An 18614-nucleotide genomic window follows, 5' to 3' on the forward strand; every position below is an offset into this window, starting at 1 on the left:
TAGCTAAAGGGTATTAAATTTTACGTCCATAATGAGTTTCAGCCCAGCGCAGCTCATTTTTAAACTGTCGCAATCTGGTATCTTGGTCTATCACAACCAGTTCTACATCAAACATTTCTGCAAACATTTCCATATGTTCCGCATTTAAATTCTGACTATACACCGTGTGATGGGCCCCGCCCGCATAAATCCACGCGGCGCATGCCGTACGCAGATCTGGAGCTGGCTTCCATAGTACACGCGCAACCGGTAGTTTTGGCAGCGCATGTTCAGCCTCTACTGCTTCCACCCCATTTACCAATAACCTGAACCTGTTGCCCATGTCTATAAGAGAGACATTCATAGCAGGCCCTGCTGCCGAATTAAATACCAGTCTGACAGGATCTTCTTTGCCACCGATTCCTAAAGGATGAATTTCACATGAGGGACGGGCAGATGCTATTGTGGGACAGATCTCAAGCATGTGTGATCCCAGTACCAGATCATTCTCCGGATTAAAATGGTAGGTATAGTCTTCCATAAAAGAGTTTCCACCTTCCAGCCCGGAACCCATCACTTTAAGAGCCCTCACCATGGCTGCCGTTTTCCAATCACCTTCTCCGGCATAACCATATCCGGATGCCATTAGCCTTTGCGAGGCAATTCCTGGTAATTGTTTCATTCCATGCAAATCTTCAAACGTATTGGTGTATCCTTTGAAACCACCATGTTTTAAAAACTGCCTCATTCCCAGCTCAATTTTAGCCGCATCATACAGGGATGATCTTTTGTCTCCGTTCTTTTGCAACGAGGCTGTAAGGTTGTAAGTGTCATTATATTCCTGTACCAGTCTTTCTGTTTCCTCATCGCTCACCTCATTGATTACAGCAACAAGATCTCCGACCGCATAAGTATTGACAGAAAAGCCGAAAGCCATTTCGGCAGCTACCTTATCACCGTCCGTAACCGCGACTTCACGCATATTATCGCCAAATCTGGCAAATTTAGCACCGTTCAGATCATACTTTCCAACGGCGACACGCGCCCATTGCCCAAGTCCCTGTTCAATATGATCCTGTTTCCAGTGTCCAACAAGCACTTTCCTGTTTAATCTCATTCTGGTCATCATGAAACCGAATTCTCTATCGCCATGTGCCGACTGATTCAGATTCATAAAATCCATATCTATTTCATTCCATGGAATATCGCGGTTGTATTGTGTGTGCAGATGAAGAAGTGGCTTTTGCAATACATGCAAACCACGAATCCACATTTTTGCCGGAGAGAAAGTGTGCATCCATGCCACTATACCAATACAATTTTCTGTGGTATTGGCTTGCTGAATCACCTGGTAAATCTCATCAGAAGATTTTACAACGGGCTTAAATACAACCCTGACTGGAACATGCTTCGAATTATCGAAATACCGACTGATTTCTCTGGAATGTTCATCAACCTGACGAAGCGTTTCTTCTCCGTATAAATCCTGGCTACCAGTAACAAACCAGATCTCAAACTGTTTTAAATCAAGTATCATATGTAAACAATTAATCTACCTGTAATGAAATTGGGGTTTCTCTTAAAAATTCATTTTCAATAAAATCTCCGGCCTTCTGGTATTTGCTATACAACTTCTCATAAATACTTACGGTCTCGGGTCTAGGATGATAAACCGCATCAAAACCGGAATTCATGGCGCGCTGTGCTTCCGTCAGAGATGGATATATCCCGCAGGCTACAGAAGCAAACATCGCTGCTCCCAATGCACAAGCCTGTTCAGATACTGCTACCTTGATGGGCATATTAAGCACATCTGCCAAAGTTTGCATTACAAAAGGAGACTTTTTGGCTACGCCGCCGATAGCAATGACCTCATGAACAGGAACCCCTTCGGCTCTGAATCTTTCAACTATACTTTTTGAGCCAAAAGCAGTGGCTTCCACCAGTGCTTTGAAAACAGCTGGTCCGTTTGTTGCCAGATTAAGCCCGATCAATGCACCTTTTAAAGTGTGATTGGCATCAGGGGTCCGTCGGCCATTGAGCCAATCCACGGCGAGCAGATCTTTGTCGGTAACAGGTAATAATGCAGCTTGTTGGGCCAGATGAGGAATCAACTGATCAGCCAGAATCTGAGCTTGTTCTTCCCCAAGAAGCATTTTAACCGGCTCAATTATTAATTTAGCAAACCAAGCATATACATCTCCAAAGGCAGACTGCCCCGCTTCCATGCCCAGCATCCCCGGCACAATTGAACCATCCACCTGCCCACAAATTCCTTTAACGAGCAGATGCCCCACTTCATGATTAGGTGCGACCAGCATATCACAGGTAGATGTCCCAATTACTTTACACAAGGCGTAGGGTTCTGCCAATGCACCGACTGCTCCCATATGCGCATCAAACGCACCCACACCAATTGTTACGTCCGAAGGAAGTCCAAGCTTTTCGGCCCATTTAGGAGCTATTGTTCCAACCGCTTGATCCGAAGTATAGGTATCGTGATACAGCCTGCCTCTTAAACTGGTTAATAATGGGTCAAGCTCTTTGAAGAACTCGTCCGATGGTAATCCGTCAAAATCCTCATGCCATAATGCTTTATGTCCTGCAGCGCATCGGGAACGCTTCATTAACAGAGGATCCGTATTACCAGCTAATTCCCCTGATATCCAGTCACAATGCTCCACCCAGGAAAATGCACTTTCCCTAACCGCGTCATCTATACGCAGTGTGCGTAATATCTTTGACCAAAACCACTCTGAAGAATAAACACCACCTACAAACTGTGTGTAGTCAATATGCCAGCGGCGTGATAGTTCGTTGATCTCTTCTGCTTCCGCGTTTGCGGTATGGTCTTTCCAAAGAATGAACATACCATTGGGATTGGTCTCAAATTCTGGCAGTAACGCAAGCGGAGTTCCCGTTCGGTCCACGGCTACAGGTGTTGAACCCGTTGTATCAACAGATATGCCTTTAATATGCTGTACGACCGTGTCAGGGACCTGAGCAAGCGCCGCCTTTACCGAAGCCTCCATACTCTCAGTATAGTCGAGCGGGTGCTGACGGAATTGAGACATCGAAGCATTACAATACAATCCTTTTTTCCAGCGGGGATATTCACTGACTGCAGTTCCGGCTATTTCTCCTGTATTGGCATTTATTACAACTGCACGTACAGAATCAGTACCAAAGTCAATACCTATTACATATTTATCCTGCATGATCAAAATCTGATAAGGGAATAACTGAATTTACATTTTTAATTAATCATCGGACAAATATAAACATATCTATACATAGTGTACTTATGACACATTTAAATTTGCAGGAAATTTAAATTCAGTACATACCAAAGGTCTACTTCAGTTACGCATCAAACTTTCCCTGGATTCTGGCATGAAATTCCAGAAAGAATTAAACTTTTTCTTATACCTTACTGTGTCGAGCTTGTACAACGTAGCTTTTTTGGTAGCCGAATGGGTGTTTTTCATCCCCGTATCAATCAGCAAGCCAGTTGATAAAAGTTTCCTGCTGAAGTTTCGACGGTCGATCGGTGTATTATAGATAGCTTCATACAATTTCTGAAGTTGCGGAATGGTAAACTGTTCGGGAAGAAGTTCAAAACCAAGCGGATGCATTGCAGCTTTATAACGAAGGTGTTCAATTGCCTGATTGACCATATCATTGTGATCAAAAATCAATGATGGAAGTCTATCGAGAGCGATCCATGATGCATTGTGATTTCTGACAGCATCCTTATCCTGATCATCAATATTGATAAGTGCAAAAAAAACAACTGATACAGTTCTGGCCACAGGATCGCGACCCACATTTCCATATACCCCCAACTGTTCTGCATAAATATCTTTAAGACCAGTTAAATTACGCAGAATACGACTTGCACCATCTTCCAGGTTTTCTTCTAATTCTAAAAAACCACCCATTAAAGACCAATTTCCACTTTCCGGCTCAAAGTTTCTCTTAATCAGTAAAAGTTTGATATCCTTTCCATCGAAACCAAAAATAATACAGTCAAGCGCTACGATGATACCTGAGGCATTGGGATAACTGGTCATAAAAATCTTATTATTGACAAAACATGCAGCATTGTATCGGCAAATATAAGGGGCAATTATATACGACCACAATTTTCATCCCATCGCATGGGTGGCTATTTCCATCCACTGCCTACCATTGTGCTGCAACAAGTGAAAAGCCTGAACTTCAAAATGGTCGATAAATTCATATTGACTGAATTCCTCCCAGGCCTCCCTGAACAATGCCGGGCTTAGATCACGGTAAGCGACTGTGATGTGAGGAGAAAAATTCCTCTCCGTAAAGCTTGCGGACTGATCCGGAAATGCCTGTTCAAATTGTGTCAGGATCTGTTTCTGTAGTGTATACAGTTGCTCTATATCCGCAGGCTTTATATAGATTACGGGACTTTTTTTATTCGCAAATGCTCCGAAATTACACAATCCCTGATCATATGATTGTACACTGATATCCAGACCTGCAAACCACGAAAGTAATTCGGAGTGCCTGGTATGCTCCAATTTGAATGGAGCTTTAAGGGTGATATGCGGTACCACACGCAGAGACCTGGAGCTTTCGAATTTACCAGCGATATACTGCTGAACGGATATAACCCGATTGCTCACATGATCTGGTAAAACAATAGCTATGAAGTATAAGTTAGTTGCATGGGTCATTCTGATAGCCGGTGGTTGGAATGGTACTGATATAAACGCTTCATCATCTAAACAACCTTACTTTAAAGCTCTAATCACATGCATGGTCCAAATGCGATAAATCTTGCACGGAGCTTATTGGCTTCTTCTTTCGCCACCTTCTTGATGGACAATACCTTCACGCCGCACACGTCATAAAGATGCTCAAACTGCTTTTTTGCAATTTCAGCAGGTAGCATAGATTCTTCGGTCCACAGTATAAAAGAAGCACCATTCTGGTATTTGGCAAAGGGGCCCGTTGTTACGAGAAAAAAATTCATATGTGATAGAGGTATACAATGTTAATTGCCTCCAAGTTACAATAGAGCTAACATTGCCATATCTAATTATACTATTTTTTTGTAAAAAAATTATTAAACGGTTACAAGTGTAGATCAGTTATACCTATTAACCCGCTGGCGCACAATCAAAATGCATTTGCAATAGTCGGATTCAGCATACATATCATTATTTATACCAATAGTACCATTAAGAGAAGTTTAACAAATACTTAATCTTCAATTGCTGTCATTATCGAATTTCTCCACCAGTTTTGCACTCGAATCGCTACACTTATTCAAGAATCCAGCAACCGTACGGGTTCGATCAAAACCTTTGTTCAGGTTGTAATCCAATTGTTCATGAGACTTATATCCTTTTTGTTTGTTTTACTTACCGCATATCTGCCATCCTTTTCCCAGCAAGTCGACAATCCTAAGCCCGAGGCGCATTCGCATAATGACTACGAGCAGAATATACCATTCTGGAGGGCATACTATCAGAATTTCGGATCGATTGAGGCTGATATTATCCATAAAAATGATACATTGTTTACAGCGCACGACATACATGGAATCAGCCCGGAAAGAACATTTTCAGCGTTGTACCTGAAACCGATTATATCCCAAACTATAAAAAATGGTGGGTTTATTTACCCTGAAAAAGAAAGTCAGCTACAAGTACTGATTGATCTTAAAACACCTGCAAAGGAAACCTTGCCTGTTCTGATTCGCGAGCTTGATCCTTACAAACAACTACTTTTCCCCCGTGGATCTGTTAAAATTGTAATTAGCGGTAACATGCCCGAGCCAGATGATTTTGATAAGTATCCTGATTACATTTTTTTCGATGGCCGTCCTGAAATTGAATACACCACAAGCCAGCTTGCCCGTGTGGGTTTGATCAGCCAGGGATTTTATACCTATTCCCGTTGGAATGGTAAAGGAATTCCAACAAAGAAAGAAAAGGATTCCATTGAGAAATTAGTTGCAGAAACACACCGGAAAGGTAAAAAACTCAGATTGTGGGCGACTCCGGATCACATTAATGCATGGAAGATGCTTTCCAATTACGGAGTGGATTACCTGAATACGGATCGCGTTGAAGAACTTGGAAATTATCTTAAAAATAGAAATCATGCTGCATATCAAGCCAAAGATTTCCATATACCTTATAAGCCCACCTATCTGCATAATGACAACCGCTCCAGGGTTAAAAATGTAATACTTTTGATTGGCGACGGAATGGGCTTAACTCAGATTCACGCAGGGCTTACAGCAAATCGGGGAGAGCTTAATCTGACTCAATTTTTAAATATCGGTTTTTCAAAAACAGCTGCATCTGACAGTTACATCACCGATTCCGCTGCAGGCGCAACAGCAATGGCCAGCGGCAAAAAAACCAGAAATCGGGCTATAGGTGTAGATAGCAATTTGTTGGCAATAGCGAATCTGCCCGAAAAGCTAAGACCATTGGGTGTTCGTTCAGCCCTGATATCGGCAGGTAGCGTCACAGATGCAACTCCTGCCGCATTCTATGCACACCAACCCGATAGAAGTTTTGAGACAGATATCGCCGGCGACTTCCTGAAATCACCCGTAGAAATACTGATCGGTGGAGGTATAGATCACTTCCAAAAAATTAAAACCATTGACTCTCTGATAGCAAAGGGCTATCAAATATCTACGAAATGGGACGATCTTGCCAATTTAAAAGCACCGTTTATTCTTTTAGATGATAGTAAAACAGGTTCAATATTAAAGGGGCGTGGCAACTTTCTGACCGATGCCCTCACGAAAACGATCACCACACTGAGCAAAAATCAAACAGGCATGTTTGTGATGGCAGAGGGAGCTCAGATAGACTATGGCGGACATGCCAACGATATAGCGTACGTCGCATCTGAAATGCAGGATTTTGATCAATTGGTTGGAGAGGCAGTCCGCTTTGCCGATTCGAACGGGGAAACGCTGGTCATTGTTACCGCTGACCATGAAACCGGTGGACTTACCCTTTTAGATGGAAATTTCAACTCCGGATATGTTGACGGACATTTCAGCACCAACGACCATACAGCTGTGATGGTGCCTGTTTTTGCCTACGGTCCACACTCCCTTGACTTCCGCGGAACGTATGAAAATACTGCTATTTTTGAGAAAGTTCTCCGCATCATGCATCTTTATAATCATGAAGAAAAAAAAAGTAGTATAACAAACCCTTGACAATTAACTATTAATCAATATATCAGACTTCAAGAATCGCTATCAGGGATTCTTCTTACAAGCTAATTGAAGTAAATCCACGGTCTACTCTTACTTTTACGTATCATTAAATTTCCTTAAACCTGTATGAAAAGAATACTTTTTTACCTCATCCTGACCTGCGGAGTTGTACAAACGGCAGTTGCTCAGAAGAATGCTACGATCAACGTGGCGAGCTACAACCTCAGATATAATAACCAAGGTGATGGTGTGAACGCATGGCCTAACAGAAAAGAAAATGTAAAAGCCCTGATCAGATACCACGAATTTGACATATTTGGTGTGCAGGAAGCATTAGCAGGGCAACTCAGAGATGTAGCGGAACTACCTGAATTTAGCTATTTCGGCAAAGGCCGTGACGATGGGAAAGAAGGTGGCGAACACTCAGCCATTTTCTATAAAAAGGACCGTTTTAAATTGTTGAATTCCGGAGATTTCTGGTTAAGCGAAACGCCAGAGAAACCCGGTAAAGGATGGGATGCTACCTGCTGCAACAGGATTTGCAGTTGGGGCAAATTCACAGACCTTCAGACAAAAAAAGACTTTTACTTCTTTAACGTGCATTTTGATCATCAGGGGGTAGAAGCACGAAAACAGTCTGGCGTTTTGATGGTAAAAAAAATCAAGGAAATAGCTGGAAACTCAACCACATTTCTGACCGGAGATTTTAACTCCACACCTGACACTGAGCAGATCAAAACCATTCAGACGCTTTTAGCTGACGCCCACCAGACCACAAAGCAACCGCCATATGGCCCTGAAGGTACGTTTAACGCCTTCAAATTTGATGCTCCGATGGAAAGCCGCATAGATTATATATTCACAAGCAAGAACGTAGATGTACTTAAATATGGCGTTTTGACTGATGCAAAACAACAGCGTTATCCTTCCGATCACCAGCCGGTTGTGATCAAAGCACAAATCAAATAATTGACAGCTTACAAAATAAAAAGATCCGTAAACGATGTACTGCTTACGGATCTTTTTTATATACAACCTGCTATTGCGCCAGGTATCCGCCATCAACAGGATAGTAGGCCCCTGTGATAAAAGACGCTTTCTCCGAACTTAGAAACAATACCAGCTCCGCTACTTCCTCCGGCCGTCCAAGCCGTCCGACAGGATGCTTGGATTCAAGAAATTGTAAAGTATCCTGATCAAAATCTTTGAGCAAGGGTGTAGCTATAAATGCCGGACCAACTGAATTGGCACGAATATTCTTCGTTCCATACTCCAATGCGACGTTTTTGGTCATACCCACGACGCCATGTTTTGCAGCTACATAAGCAGCACTATTGGCAAACCCTACACTTCCTAATATAGAAGCCATATTCACGATCGCACCTTCACCTGAATCCACCATAGCCGGGATCTGGTAACGCATCCCATAAAAAACGCCAGACAGATTGACAGCTATAACCTTGTCCCAACCTGCAATGGGATACTCTCCTATTGGCGCTGCCGGACCTCCAATGCCCGCATTATTGCAAGCAATATGGAGTGAACCATATTTGTCTACGGTTTTGACAACGAGCTTTTCATGATCATCCGCTATGGCGGAATCTGCTTTTACGAAGAAGGCTTCCCCTCCCGAAGCGAGTATCAATGCTACGGTTTCCTCACCTTGTTTTTCATCAATATCAGAAACAACTACTTTCGCACCTTCACGTGCATAGACGATGGCAACGCTCCTACCTATGCCCGACCCGGCGCCTGTTACAATTGCAACCTTTCCTTCCAGTATTCCCATGATCAATTCTGTTTAAGTGAACAATAATCGTGGATGTAAATTGCTAACATTAGAGATGTCAGTAAATGATGCAGGTCAGCTGTTTACATGACGTTGCAAGCCCTGGTTATAAGTCTGCTATGTATTTTTGCCCTCCTAAGGCACGCATTTGCCTGGATATCTGACCGGTACGCCTAACAATGTAAGGTGAAGGATTTTTAATTGAGAACCGGATTGGATTGGGCAGCACAGCTGCAATACGTGCTGCCTCAGCCCTTCCCAGATTTTTCGCTGACTTATTATAGTAACGAAGCGAAGCCGCCTCCACGCCGAATGTCATCTCTCCCATTTCAGCCACATTAAGGTATACCTCCAGAATACGCTGCTTGCCCCAGACTATTTCAATAAGCACAGTAAAATAAGCTTCCAGACCCTTACGTATAAAACTACGGCCGTGCCAAAGAAACACATTTTTAGCCACCTGCTGAGATATAGTACTGGCTCCTCGCGCACGTTTACGGTCCTCGGTCATCGCATCGTAAATCTCATTGAAATCGAAACCCCAGTGATTTGGAAAATTCTGATCTTCAGAGGCAACTACAGCCAGTGCTACCTCCTTCGAAATATTCTCATAAGGCTCCCAGTCGTGATGTATTTCAGTATCCTGATCCGCCTTAAATGCATCAATTTTACAAGACATCATATAGGGCGTAAACCAGACCGGTAAAAATTTGAGAATAATCACCCAGACAATAGAAATTCCGAAAAACAGTATAAAGATTCTTAACGCAACAAACGATAAAAGGCGGAGCATAAATAATTTTTCTTCCTAACAGATACTAAAAGCTTAAAACAGCGTACAAAGAACTGAAACTAATCAGGTTTAGGCAAAGAATAATTTAGCAATATCTGTCCAATTTTTTCTTCTTACTCAGTCTCAGGTACTATGAATGAAGAAATACTCAGTTTTATATGGCGCTATCAGTACTTTGAGCGCTCTAATCTACGAACCGATGAAGGATTCCCTCTCACTATTCTTCGTCCAGGTTTAAAAAATGCGCACTCCGGCCCTGACTTTTCCGGTGCTCGTATCACTATAGATGGTATTGAATGGGCTGGAACCATAGAAATTCACACACAGTCTTCTCATTGGTTGAAGCATCGGCATCATGATGATCCTGCCTATAAGAGTGTGGTACTTCATGTTGTATGGGAAAATGATATGCCGATAAAACATGAAGAGGGCTCACTGATACCCACATTATCACTTAAGGGGCTGGTTAAATTATCCGTATTGGAGCGATACAGGAGTCTGCTCGATGAAGACCAGACTATAGCATGTTCAAAGTTGTTTTCCGGAGTTGACACAATTCATAAAATGAATATGCTCGACCGGGCTTTATTAAGCCGCATAGAATCCAAAGCCGCACAAGTGACAACATTGGCAGAGGAAAATCATCAGGATTGGGGGCAAACCTGCTATCAATGGCTTACAAAACACTTTGGGTTTAAGCTTAATGATCCCATATTTTTCAGACTCAGCCAGATACTACCTCTTAAAGTTCTACTCAAGCATAGAAACAATCTCCTTCAGATCGAAGCACTTTTTTTCGGCTGTGCCGGTTTAATTCCGCCGCACTGTGAAACCAAGAGTTTAGAAGAAGCAGATCCCTATATTTCCGCCCTTCAACGGGAATACCACTTCTTATCGGCTAAATATCATTTGACGCAGATTCAACCACACGAATGGAAATTTATGCGACTTCGCCCATCAGGATTCCCCACAGTCAGGCTGGCACAACTCTCCGCTTTAATCTTCAATACAGCTAGTATATTCAACGATTTGCTAAAATGTAACAGCATGAATGAACTACATCAGATATTTAATCTTAAACAATCGGTATACTGGCAATTTCATTATACATTTCACAGCAAATCGGAAAAACCAGTACCTTTTATGGGAAAAGATGCAGGAAATTTACTGATTATCAATGCTGTAATACCGCTTCTGGCCGCTTTTGCCCTCCAAAGGCAAAAGCAGGAGCTTTTTGACAAAGCCCTTGAATGGCTATCCAACATCCCTTCCGAGAACAATCACATTGTCAGAGAATGGGCCGCATTGGGAATGCCCAGTAAAACTGCAGCAGACTCACAGGCCCTTATTCAGCAATACAATATGTTATGTAAAGAAAAGCAGTGTTTGAGTTGCGCCGTAGGCCTCGATCTCGTCCGAAAAAACTAGGAACGACCGACCAGATTAACGCCGGTAAGCAGAAATACAGAGCCCACTAGAAAAGGAACAACAGACTCCCATTTGCTTACTGTCAAACCCAATACGGGTTTATCGGATAAAAAAGCGACGCATGCAAACAGCAGAACCGCTATGCCAAGCAATGTAAGAAGAGCACCAAAAAAACGTCTGAAACGTGTAGCTTCCATGAGGGATAAATATGTCCGGTTAATTTTAGGCTGCAAAAGTACGCAATCGGAGCTCTCCGAACAATGAGGTTCAAATCGAAATACATCAAATTACCGGAACCAGACCCATTTTCTTACCTTCTTCAATCATCAGTGCATAAGCCGGTTCATATTCATTGGGGACAATCCCCTCCAATATTGCCTCCCGGATCATTTCTTTAATTACACCCACCTCTCTGGACGGTTTCAGGCCGAAGGCTTCGATGATGATTTCTCCGGTGATCACAGGCTGGAAATTGCGAAGGGCATCGCGCTCTTCCAGATCTTTGAGCTTTTGTTCTACGATATCGAAGTTATGGAGAAACCGCTTGACTTTCTCCGGATTTTTAGACGTAATATCAGCGCGGCACAACTTCATCAATGCTTCTATATCTTCTCCTGCCTCTACGAGCAGACGGCGCATTGCAGAATCTGTTATTGTCTCTTTCGACAATACAATAGGTCTGAGGTGAAGCCTGACAAGTTTTTTAACAAACTTCATCTTTTCATTCAAAGGCAATTTCATCCTTCTGAAAATCGATGGCACCATTCTGGCTCCGATTTCTTCATGATTGTGAAATGACCAACCTACTTTCTTGTCAAATCTCTTTGTAGCAGGTTTGGCAATATCATGCAAAATAGCGGCCCAGCGAAGCCATAAGTCATCTGTGTGCTCCGAAACATTATCAAGAACCTGCAGGGTGTGATAGAAGTTGTCCTTATGCCCCTTTCCATCCTTGGTTTCAACCCCCTGAAGTTCTACGAGTTCAGGAAATATAATAGAAAGGAGGCCGGCATGATAAAGAAGTTTAAAACCGTATGAAGGAGTTGGAGAAAGTATTATTTTATTAAGCTCATCAGAAATTCTTTCCATTGACACGATGTTGATGCGATCTTTCATTGCAATGATAGCATCAAAGGTATCCGGCTCGATGTCAAAGTTAAGCTGTGAAGCAAAGCGTATGGCGCGCATCATACGCAGGGGATCGTCCGAGAAAGTGATGTCCGGAGCTAACGGAGTGCGGATAATCCTTTTACGTAGACTCTTCACTCCTTCAAAAGGATCAATCAGATTTCCGAATGTGTTTTTATTAAGGCTGATCCCCATCGCATTAATAGTAAAATCACGCCGGTTCTGGTCATCCTGGAGTGTTCCATCTTCTACAGCCGGTTTTCGCGAATCAGCCGTATAGGATTCTTTTCTGGCACCCACAAATTCCACCTCCAGCTCCCCCTGCTTGATCTGTGCAGTTCCGAAAGTCTTATAAATACTGACATGAACAGCGGGGCCCAGTTCGGACGCAACCAGCTCAGCAAGCTCAATTCCACTACCAACAGCTACAATATCAATATCCTTACTACCACGTTTTAGTATCAGGTCACGTACAAAGCCTCCGATTATATAAACATCAATACCAAGCCGTGACGCGGCCTGCGCTACAACTTCCAGTATAGGATATTGTGTTAACTGCTCTTTAAAATTCATTCCGCAAAGGTATACATTTCTTAACCTCTACGGAATTGTAAAACCATCAAGTGTTCGTAAAAATACGTCAGCAGAAGGTTTAAGCTACGAAAATGCCTTAATATCTGATATTTTGAGGTTGCCATATATGGGAAGATATCATCAGTAATATCTGAAACGGAGCGAGAAGAATGGCTGTAAGGATAGCCGCTACAATCCATATCAATCCCATCATACCGCGGAGAAAGTAAACGATAAAATCATCCATCATGGCATTTAATATTATATTTTATGACAAAAATATCACATTAAAGCGACATACGTCTTATTTGTCACTTAAGATCACTAAAACGGATGAATTTTCTACCCGGGACGAATTGAATTGTCACCCCGGATAATTATTAGCTGTTCACCATAAAAAATGCCGTTCTCGGGAATCGGTCGAACAACTCGTCTTTTAAAGATTTTTCTATAGGTAATTCTCCTATAGCAGCAGACATGCATTGCAACCAGGCCACTGCATCATCCTCAGTAATCGTGTGTGGCATGTGCCGTGCGCGCATCATTGGATGTCCGTGCTGGTCAGAGTAAAGCTGAGGCCCGCCTAAAAACTGGGTGAGAAATAGTCGCTGTTTTTCCTTAATCTCTTCTTTGTCGCTTTTAAACAATCTGGAAATCAGATCATGTTCAAAAACCAGATCATAAAAACGGTCTGTAAGCAACCGGAGCGTTTTTTCTCCGCCAATTCTTTCGTAAAGTGATATATGTTCCATCTATGATTCAAAACGAAGGTGCTTCACTGATTCCCCTGACTTCCGAAGTTCAGTAAGAGCTTCAATCCCAATTTCCAAATGTGTTTTAACATAATCATTTGTTACCTTTTTATCACTTTCTTCTGTTTTTACCCCTTCCGGCACAAGTGGATTATCAGAAACAAGCAGCAATGCTCCGTGAGGAATGGAATTGGCAAAACCAACGATAAAAATGGTAGCCGTTTCCATATCTATCGCCATGGCTCTGATCTGACGGAGATATTCCTTAAAGGTGTCGTCATGCTCCCATATCCTTCTGTTGGTCGTATAGACTGTACCCGTCCAGTAGTCCATTTTATGCTTCGCAATACTAGCCGAAACCGTACTCTGCAAACGGAATGAAGGGAGTGCAGGAATCTCAGCAGGCATATAGTCATCCCCTGTACCCTCACCTCTGATGGCCGCAATAGGAAGAATCAGATCTCCGATCTGTGTTTTCTTTAAGCCTCCGCATTTACCCAAAAAAAGAACCGCTTTAGGACTAATTGCGGATAGCAAATCCATGACAGTTGCTGCCATTGGACTTCCCATACCAAAATTAATGATGGTAATGTCATGTGCAGTGGCTGTTTGCATGGCACGCCCCTGCCCTTTCACCTCAACATTAAACTTCTCTGCAAACATGTTAACATAATTTACAAAGTTGGTAAGCAAAATATAACTTCCAAATTCTTCCACCGGCGTACCAGTATACCTTGGCAGCCAGTTTTCAACAATTTGTTCTTTTGTAGTCATGTGTATACAAATGGTAAAGTTTCTGATGCAGTATCACCCGGACAATTATCCGGTCTATTGATTCAATTCCATTTAGCAGCCATCCACTATATTTGTGCATGGAATCATTGAATCTTCCCGCATTTGAGCACAAAGTTAAACAGGTAAACGGGAAACCTTATATTTTCGACATCATCCGCCGAAAATTCGTCATGCTTACGCCGGAGGAATGGGTACGTCAGCATTTTATACATCTTCTGATCAACCAGTATGGTTATCCTAAATCCTTATTTGCTGTAGAAACAGGAATGAAGTATAATACCCTTTCTAAACGAACTGATATTATGATCCTCTCACCGGAAGGAACTCCATTTCTTTTGGTAGAATGTAAAGCGCCTTTCGTGAAGATCGGAGAAGCTACACTTGCACAGATAGGACGATACAATTTTACTTTGAAACCTACGTATCTGGCAACGACAAACGGATTTTCTCACTATTGTTTTCAGGCTATCGGGGGGCAAATTCATTATATGGATGATTTTCCAGCCTACCGAAATGTGGCACCTGAAAAATAAAAAATGGTTTGCCGACACCTATCCGGCAAACCATTCTGTCATACTTAACTACTTTGAATTATTTATTAGCAACCAATTTCACATCGATAGAGAAATCATCATTGATTACTTTGTCGCCCAGGTTATCAAAAAATGATTTTGAGCTGTATTTGATGTCATATTTCGAACGGTCTACAATCATTTTACCAGTTGCTTCGGCACCGGTTGCAGTTGGTTTAACTGTTACAGGGAAAGTTACCGGCTTTGTAATTCCTTTAATAGTAAGATCTCCTGTTACGTCATAAGCACCGGCACCTTTTGCAACCGCTTTGGTTACAACAAATGTAGCAGTTGGATGTTTTTCAACAGAAAAGAAGTCATCAGATTTAAGGTGACCGATCAATTTACCATTGTATTCTTTATCAGCGATATCGGTACAAGTGATCGTGTTCAGGTCAGCTACAAACTTTCCTCCGGTCAATTTTGCGCCGTCAAGAGTCAATGTACCTTCTTTAAGACTGATTTTACCTGTATGCTCACCAGCAACTTTTTTACCCAACCAGGTAAGCTCACTTTTTGAAGTATTCACTTTCAAATTGGAAGCTTTTGCTTTTCCGCCGTCAGCAGCAGAAACATTTGAAGATACAAAAAGGGCAACGGCAACAGATGCTACGAACGCTTTTACTAATTTCATTTTAGTCTTAATTTTAAAAATTGAATTGATTGTTATTTACTTTTATTGGTTCTTATTGTTTGAATCTGATTCTCTCATTTTGTCAAGCAATCCGCTTATAAGCTCCGCTTCTTCCACTGTGATAGATGCACTCAGGCCATTTTCCCATTCTTCCAAAATCGGATCAATCCGCGAAAGCAGCTCAAGACCTGTTTCTGTTATGACTACATCTACGGCACGACGGTCACTTGGGCATGAGGTCCTTTTCGCAAATCCCTTGACCAGCAACTTATCGATCAGCCTGGAGGTATTCGAGTTCTTATCCAGCATCCTGTCGGCAATATCGCTTACCTTGATAGGATTTGACTGCTGCCCTCTCAAAATCCTCAGTACATTATATTGTTGTGAAGTGATATCGTGCTCTTTGAAAAGCTCCAGTTGTTTATACCCTAACCAATTACTGGTATAGGTAAGATTGATGGCAAGACGCTGAAACGCACTTCGAAATTTTTTCTGCTTTATATCGGTTTCAATAGACATAGCCTGGTCGTTTAAATGATTCAATGCCCATGTATGTACATTTAATGTATCAACATCTATTTGCAACAAAATCGTTCAGCTGGAAACAAAAATTTCCCTCCGATTTTAACTATTCCAATACAACACCATCACAAACAATTCATTTACAACACATTAACCATTTATAAAATTTTTAATATTTTATGTTTAAACTCAACACATCACTGATACTTGCTTCTAATTCTCCCCGGCGAAAACAACTATTGGAGGAAGCTGGATTTGATTTTGAGGTGCAGGTGAGGCCAACTGACGAAAGATATCCAAGTGATACAGAGCCGGAACAAGTGGCTGCTCATATTGCAGAGCAGAAAGCTGAAGCATTCAGAAATGACAGTAGTGATAAGCTGATCCTTACCGCCGACACAGTGGTCTTACTGAAAAATCGCATACTTGGGAAGCCTGCAGATCGCGAAGAGGCATATACCATGCTTCAATCACTGTCAGGTAATACCCATCAGGTGGTGACAGCTATATCGCTTTTAGCGAACGGCCAAATCGCTACTTATTCCGACATTGCAACAGTTTCATTCAAAAAACTCGAAGATTTCGAAATTAACTATTATATTGATCATTATAAACCATTCGACAAGGCAGGTTCCTACGGTATTCAGGAATGGATTGGCATGGTGGGTGTAGAGCGAATACAAGGTTCATTCTATACAATAATGGGCCTACCGGTCCATCTGGTGTACCAAATACTCCGGCCATACATACTTAACCCAACCTTAACTACATCAAAATCCGATTCATTAATCAGGTAAACAGACACCAAATTCTCCCTGCATGATTACAGATCATCCCGAAATGATTCCCAAGGTTTGTTACGAGATATTTGTCAGATCATTTTGTGATTCAAACGATGATGGAATTGGTGATATAAGGGGAATTATATCAAAGCTGGATTACCTTGCAGATCTGGGTATAGAGGCGATATGGCTAACTCCTATCCATCCTTCTCCTAGCTATCATAAATACGATGTGGTCAATTTTTACGAGATTGATCCGGAATATGGTACACTTGCAGATTTTACAGAACTTCTTGTTCAGGCCCGCAAAAGGAATATTGCTGTCTACCTGGATTTGATTGTTAACCATATTAGCACGCTTCATCCCTGGTTTATTGAAGCGAGCAAAGGAAGTCACAATCCTTTCCGTGAATTTTTTTGGTGGATGTCTCCCGAAAAGATCGAAGCAATGGGTATAAAAAAAAGAGAAATGTCGGCGGATTCCGATGAGGTCTATCCGTGGCACGACAACCCGGGTGACGAAGAACTTTTTTACGGGATGTTTTGGAAAGGAATGCCTGACCTGAATTACGACTCAGAAAATCTGCGCTTTGAACTCTCAAAAATTATTTATTTCTGGTTGATTGACATCGGAGTGGACGGATTCAGGCTAGATGCTGCCCGGCATATATATCCACCATGGGTTGAATTTAACAATCAGAATTTCTGGTGGTACTTTGATTACTTCGTCAGAAACATCAAACCTGATACATATACGGTTGGTGAAATCTGGGCAACCTCAGAAGAAGTCGCTCCTTATTTCAAAAACCTGAATGCTGCGTTTAATTTTGACCTGAGTTTTGCTATTCAACGGATTCTGATCAATGAGAAAAACGAAGGTTTAACAGCCCAATTACTGGCCAGCTATGCCTTATTTGAAAAGTACAATCCTCAATTTATAGATGCGACCATGCTGACCAATCATGATCAGAGTCGCATCGGCAGCGTTGTAGGTGGAAATCTTGAAAAGATGAAACTGGCTGCATCAATATTGCTGACGCTTCCGGGTCAAGCATATATCTATTACGGGGAAGAAATCGGTATGCTGGGAATGAAACCAGATCCGAACATCAGAGAACCTTTTATGTGGACAGATATGCATACTGATCCTCAGAAAACCAGGTGGATTGATCCTGTATTCTCTACGGAAGAAACTGTGGTGCCACTTTCCCGGCAACAACATCACCCCGATTCCGTTTTTACCCACTACAAATCGTTAATTGCGCTGAAAAAAAACTATCCCGCACTCTCAAGAATTCTGAATCCCAATCTCGCAGAAGTGAGTACATCCGACGAAAGATTATTGGCTTTTCGTCGTTCCGATGCGGAAGAGCCTGTTCTGGTGATGCACAATGTTTCGGCCCAGGCTGTTGCCGTTGCACTCCCCGAAAATGAGCAGTATTTCAGCAAGGTTATATTTGCTACCAATTTCCCGGATAAGCATATTAGTCAGACATTTACCCTACCCGCATGGTCAACCATCATCCTGGTTCCGGAAATCGGAATCAGTAAGTAGCCTACACATATTTACTTTTAAAGGCAATGATGTATTTCAAACGACTATGAACATTAATTCCTCTTTCTACACCGCATTGTTTTT

At 42.1% G+C, this 18614-nt stretch carries 20 protein-coding genes; 6 read left to right on the forward strand and 14 right to left on the reverse strand.

Features of this window, described 5'->3' with window-relative positions; genetic code table 11:
• Nucleotides 1-13 precede the first annotated feature (13 nt).
• From araA to AC1XUE_RS12340, 5 genes are all read right to left on the reverse strand, one after another.
• A complete protein-coding gene (gene araA / locus AC1XUE_RS12320) occupies nucleotides 14-1513 on the reverse strand; it encodes an L-arabinose isomerase (RefSeq protein ID WP_483357989.1) in 1500 nt (499 codons plus the stop codon).
• 13 nt (nucleotides 1514-1526) lie between these two features.
• A complete protein-coding gene (locus tag AC1XUE_RS12325) occupies nucleotides 1527-3197 on the reverse strand; it encodes a ribulokinase (RefSeq protein ID WP_483356276.1) in 1671 nt (556 codons plus the stop codon).
• A 141-nt stretch (nucleotides 3198-3338) separates the two neighbouring features.
• Entirely contained in the window at nucleotides 3339-4052 is a 714-nt protein-coding gene (locus AC1XUE_RS12330) for an NUDIX hydrolase (protein ID WP_483356277.1), read from the reverse strand.
• Between the two features lie 75 nt (nucleotides 4053-4127).
• Nucleotides 4128-4688 (reverse strand): 2'-5' RNA ligase family protein, encoded by a 561-nt coding sequence (locus tag AC1XUE_RS12335; protein ID WP_483356278.1) that lies wholly within the window; start codon nucleotides 4686-4688, stop codon nucleotides 4128-4130.
• 74 nt (nucleotides 4689-4762) lie between these two features.
• Entirely contained in the window at nucleotides 4763-4987 is a 225-nt protein-coding gene (locus AC1XUE_RS12340; protein WP_483356279.1) for a hypothetical protein, read from the reverse strand.
• A gap of 360 nt (nucleotides 4988-5347) precedes the next feature.
• Between AC1XUE_RS12340 and AC1XUE_RS12345 the strand changes: the two genes are divergently transcribed.
• Nucleotides 5348-7207 (forward strand): alkaline phosphatase, encoded by a 1860-nt coding sequence (locus tag AC1XUE_RS12345; protein ID WP_483356280.1) that lies wholly within the window; start codon nucleotides 5348-5350, stop codon nucleotides 7205-7207.
• A 126-nt stretch (nucleotides 7208-7333) separates the two neighbouring features.
• Nucleotides 7334-8176, forward strand: coding sequence for an endonuclease/exonuclease/phosphatase family protein (locus AC1XUE_RS12350; protein ID WP_483356281.1), 843 nt, complete (start codon nucleotides 7334-7336; stop codon nucleotides 8174-8176).
• 70 nt (nucleotides 8177-8246) lie between these two features.
• Here AC1XUE_RS12350 and AC1XUE_RS12355 read toward each other — a convergent pair whose 3' ends face one another.
• Together AC1XUE_RS12355 and mtgA are read right to left on the reverse strand one after the other, a co-directional pair.
• Nucleotides 8247-8996 carry an SDR family NAD(P)-dependent oxidoreductase gene (locus AC1XUE_RS12355; protein ID WP_483356282.1) on the reverse strand — a complete coding sequence of 250 codons (750 nt, stop codon included), beginning with the start codon at nucleotides 8994-8996 and terminating at the stop codon, nucleotides 8247-8249.
• 106 nt (nucleotides 8997-9102) lie between these two features.
• Nucleotides 9103-9789 carry a monofunctional biosynthetic peptidoglycan transglycosylase gene (gene mtgA / locus AC1XUE_RS12360; protein ID WP_483356283.1) on the reverse strand — a complete coding sequence of 229 codons (687 nt, stop codon included), beginning with the start codon at nucleotides 9787-9789 and terminating at the stop codon, nucleotides 9103-9105.
• 132 nt (nucleotides 9790-9921) lie between these two features.
• Between mtgA and AC1XUE_RS12365 the strand changes: the two genes are divergently transcribed.
• The gene (locus tag AC1XUE_RS12365) at nucleotides 9922-11217 is read left to right on the forward strand and encodes a DUF2851 family protein (RefSeq protein ID WP_483356284.1); all 1296 of its coding nucleotides are present in this window, start codon (nucleotides 9922-9924) and stop codon (nucleotides 11215-11217) included.
• Here AC1XUE_RS12365 and AC1XUE_RS12370 read toward each other — a convergent pair.
• The 5 genes from AC1XUE_RS12370 to AC1XUE_RS12390 all read right to left on the reverse strand — a co-directional run bounded on the left by AC1XUE_RS12370 (nucleotide 11214) and on the right by AC1XUE_RS12390 (nucleotide 14444).
• The gene (locus AC1XUE_RS12370) at nucleotides 11214-11414 is read right to left on the reverse strand and encodes a hypothetical protein (protein ID WP_483356285.1); all 201 of its coding nucleotides are present in this window, start codon (nucleotides 11412-11414) and stop codon (nucleotides 11214-11216) included. The genes AC1XUE_RS12365 and AC1XUE_RS12370 overlap by 4 nt on opposite strands.
• An 85-nt stretch (nucleotides 11415-11499) precedes the next feature.
• The gene (locus AC1XUE_RS12375; RefSeq protein WP_483356286.1) at nucleotides 11500-12918 is read right to left on the reverse strand and encodes a CCA tRNA nucleotidyltransferase; all 1419 of its coding nucleotides are present in this window, start codon (nucleotides 12916-12918) and stop codon (nucleotides 11500-11502) included.
• Nucleotides 12919-13015: 97 nt separating this feature from the next.
• Nucleotides 13016-13168 (reverse strand): hypothetical protein, encoded by a 153-nt coding sequence (locus AC1XUE_RS12380; protein ID WP_483356287.1) that lies wholly within the window; start codon nucleotides 13166-13168, stop codon nucleotides 13016-13018.
• A 130-nt stretch (nucleotides 13169-13298) separates the two neighbouring features.
• The gene (locus AC1XUE_RS12385; protein WP_483356288.1) at nucleotides 13299-13670 is read right to left on the reverse strand and encodes a globin domain-containing protein; all 372 of its coding nucleotides are present in this window, start codon (nucleotides 13668-13670) and stop codon (nucleotides 13299-13301) included.
• Nucleotides 13671-14444, reverse strand: coding sequence for an AMP nucleosidase (locus tag AC1XUE_RS12390; protein WP_483356289.1), 774 nt, complete (start codon nucleotides 14442-14444; stop codon nucleotides 13671-13673). It abuts the gene before it with no gap.
• 98 nt (nucleotides 14445-14542) lie between these two features.
• Here AC1XUE_RS12390 and AC1XUE_RS12395 point away from each other — a divergent pair, with 98 nt between their 5' ends.
• Nucleotides 14543-14998: a type I restriction enzyme HsdR N-terminal domain-containing protein gene (locus AC1XUE_RS12395; protein WP_483356290.1), complete on the forward strand. Its 456-nt coding sequence runs from the start codon at nucleotides 14543-14545 to the stop codon at nucleotides 14996-14998.
• Nucleotides 14999-15056: 58 nt separating this feature from the next.
• On the opposite strand, the gene AC1XUE_RS12400 is transcribed toward AC1XUE_RS12395, so the two are convergent.
• Nucleotides 15057-15671 carry a YceI family protein gene (locus AC1XUE_RS12400; protein ID WP_483356291.1) on the reverse strand — a complete coding sequence of 205 codons (615 nt, stop codon included), beginning with the start codon at nucleotides 15669-15671 and terminating at the stop codon, nucleotides 15057-15059.
• A 42-nt stretch (nucleotides 15672-15713) separates the two neighbouring features.
• A complete protein-coding gene (locus AC1XUE_RS12405; RefSeq protein WP_483356292.1) occupies nucleotides 15714-16190 on the reverse strand; it encodes a MarR family winged helix-turn-helix transcriptional regulator in 477 nt (158 codons plus the stop codon).
• Nucleotides 16191-16372: 182 nt separating this feature from the next.
• On the opposite strand from AC1XUE_RS12405, the gene AC1XUE_RS12410 reads away from it, so the two are divergent.
• Both AC1XUE_RS12410 and AC1XUE_RS12415 read left to right on the forward strand, forming a co-directional pair.
• Nucleotides 16373-16990, forward strand: coding sequence for a Maf family nucleotide pyrophosphatase (locus AC1XUE_RS12410; protein WP_483356293.1), 618 nt, complete (start codon nucleotides 16373-16375; stop codon nucleotides 16988-16990).
• A gap of 22 nt (nucleotides 16991-17012) precedes the next feature.
• The gene (locus tag AC1XUE_RS12415) at nucleotides 17013-18530 is read left to right on the forward strand and encodes an alpha-amylase family glycosyl hydrolase (protein ID WP_483356294.1); all 1518 of its coding nucleotides are present in this window, start codon (nucleotides 17013-17015) and stop codon (nucleotides 18528-18530) included.
• The last annotated feature ends 84 nt before the right edge of the window (nucleotides 18531-18614 follow it).

The sequence above is a fragment of the Dyadobacter sp. HNCC25DJ187 genome, assembly GCF_056895255.1.

Coding starts and splice junctions, on each gene's coding strand:
- AC1XUE_RS12335 (WP_483356278.1), bottom strand. CDS start 4,688: ATGACCCATGCAACTAACTTATACTTCATAGCTATTGTTTTACCAGAT.
- AC1XUE_RS12415 (WP_483356294.1), top strand. CDS start 17,013: ATGATTACAGATCATCCCGAAATGATTCCCAAGGTTTGTTACGAGATA.
- AC1XUE_RS12395 (WP_483356290.1), top strand. CDS start 14,543: ATGGAATCATTGAATCTTCCCGCATTTGAGCACAAAGTTAAACAGGTA.
- AC1XUE_RS12350 (WP_483356281.1), top strand. CDS start 7,334: ATGAAAAGAATACTTTTTTACCTCATCCTGACCTGCGGAGTTGTACAA.
- AC1XUE_RS12370 (WP_483356285.1), bottom strand. CDS start 11,414: ATGGAAGCTACACGTTTCAGACGTTTTTTTGGTGCTCTTCTTACATTG.
- AC1XUE_RS12385 (WP_483356288.1), bottom strand. CDS start 13,670: ATGGAACATATATCACTTTACGAAAGAATTGGCGGAGAAAAAACGCTC.
- AC1XUE_RS12405 (WP_483356292.1), bottom strand. CDS start 16,190: ATGTCTATTGAAACCGATATAAAGCAGAAAAAATTTCGAAGTGCGTTT.
- AC1XUE_RS12355 (WP_483356282.1), bottom strand. CDS start 8,996: ATGGGAATACTGGAAGGAAAGGTTGCAATTGTAACAGGCGCCGGGTCG.
- AC1XUE_RS12380 (WP_483356287.1), bottom strand. CDS start 13,168: ATGATGGATGATTTTATCGTTTACTTTCTCCGCGGTATGATGGGATTG.
- AC1XUE_RS12400 (WP_483356291.1), bottom strand. CDS start 15,671: ATGAAATTAGTAAAAGCGTTCGTAGCATCTGTTGCCGTTGCCCTTTTT.
- AC1XUE_RS12390 (WP_483356289.1), bottom strand. CDS start 14,444: ATGACTACAAAAGAACAAATTGTTGAAAACTGGCTGCCAAGGTATACT.
- AC1XUE_RS12325 (WP_483356276.1), bottom strand. CDS start 3,197: ATGCAGGATAAATATGTAATAGGTATTGACTTTGGTACTGATTCTGTA.
- mtgA (WP_483356283.1), bottom strand. CDS start 9,789: ATGCTCCGCCTTTTATCGTTTGTTGCGTTAAGAATCTTTATACTGTTT.
- AC1XUE_RS12330 (WP_483356277.1), bottom strand. CDS start 4,052: ATGACCAGTTATCCCAATGCCTCAGGTATCATCGTAGCGCTTGACTGT.
- AC1XUE_RS12365 (WP_483356284.1), top strand. CDS start 9,922: ATGAATGAAGAAATACTCAGTTTTATATGGCGCTATCAGTACTTTGAG.
- AC1XUE_RS12375 (WP_483356286.1), bottom strand. CDS start 12,918: ATGAATTTTAAAGAGCAGTTAACACAATATCCTATACTGGAAGTTGTA.
- AC1XUE_RS12410 (WP_483356293.1), top strand. CDS start 16,373: ATGTTTAAACTCAACACATCACTGATACTTGCTTCTAATTCTCCCCGG.
- AC1XUE_RS12345 (WP_483356280.1), top strand. CDS start 5,348: ATGAGACTTATATCCTTTTTGTTTGTTTTACTTACCGCATATCTGCCA.
- AC1XUE_RS12340 (WP_483356279.1), bottom strand. CDS start 4,987: ATGAATTTTTTTCTCGTAACAACGGGCCCCTTTGCCAAATACCAGAAT.